The organism is Neisseria sp. P0009.S007 (assembly GCF_051962515.1).
Window position 1 is genome coordinate 1 of sequence record NZ_JBQCVF010000537.1, and the last position, 1,012, is coordinate 1,012.

The following is a 1,012-nucleotide window of genomic DNA, read 5'->3' on the forward strand; positions in this document are numbered from 1 at the left end:
TGAACACACGGATTTGCATTCCGACCATCAGAAAGCTGAGGCCGAAAAAAAGCCTTTTCAGCTGCCGAAATCTGAGCTGATAGCAGCACCGGCGGTTGAGAAAGGGGTTGTTCCGAGCAAACAGGATATCGTTGAAAGGCTGTCTGAAGAAACCGTTCAGCTTATTCAGCAACAAGAGGCGGATGTACCGCCTTGGGAAGACATGCCGAGCCTAGTGTCGGCTGAGCCGCCTCAAATTCAAGCGGTGCAGATGCAAGAAACTGCGGAGCCATTGCCTGTTGCAAAAGTTCAGACGGCCCCTGAGCCGGAAGAATATCCGCATATGGATGAGGAAATTCCACCTCCGTATTTTGATGAAGCATATACATATGAAGATTCACACCGTGCTGATGTGATGGAAGTGCCGCAGTCGGTTGCGTCTGCTGAGCCTGAAGAAGAGGAGGGTGATGAAGAAGAGCTTCAGTTCGCTCCTTTGCCTGAGTTTAAAACTGAGAATTGGCACAGCATTATCGAACGCTTCGCCCGTAAATTAGGCGCGGCGCAGATGTTGGCACAAAATGCGGCATGGACGAGTTATGATGCGGAAGCAGGTTTAATCATGCTGTCGTTGACGGATGAGGCCAAAGCCACTGCAAATAAAGAGCGTTTGGATAAAATCTGCCAGACGTTGAGCGAGGCATACCATCTTGGTAATTTAAGGCTGCAAACCGAGCCTTGGCAGGATGATAAAGGCTGGGAAACGCCGGTTATGCGCCGCAAACGTATTCAAGAAGAAGGGCGGCAGCAGGCGCAAGATTTGCTGGAAGCAGATACAACAGCGCAGAAAATCTTACAAACCTTTGAAGCGCAATGGCTGCCGGATTCTTTAGAATTGGCAGGACATTCTTAAAATACTGATATACAAGGCCGTCTGAAAGGCAATAGCGTTTTCAGATGGCATGAGTGAAACCCATTTATTCAAACCCATAGGAGTAAAACATGTTCGGAAAAGCCGGATTAGGCGGCCTGATGA

1 protein-coding gene is annotated in these 1,012 nt (G+C 48.9%); it reads left to right on the forward strand.

Going from position 1 to position 1,012, the window contains the following annotated elements; all coding sequences use genetic code 11:
* Positions 1 to 889 (forward strand): DNA polymerase III subunit gamma/tau C-terminal domain-containing protein (locus tag ACTHS3_RS14615; protein ID WP_440368326.1); only part of this gene is annotated, 889 nt, incomplete at its 5' end.
* Between the last annotated feature and the right edge of the window lie 123 nt (positions 890 to 1,012).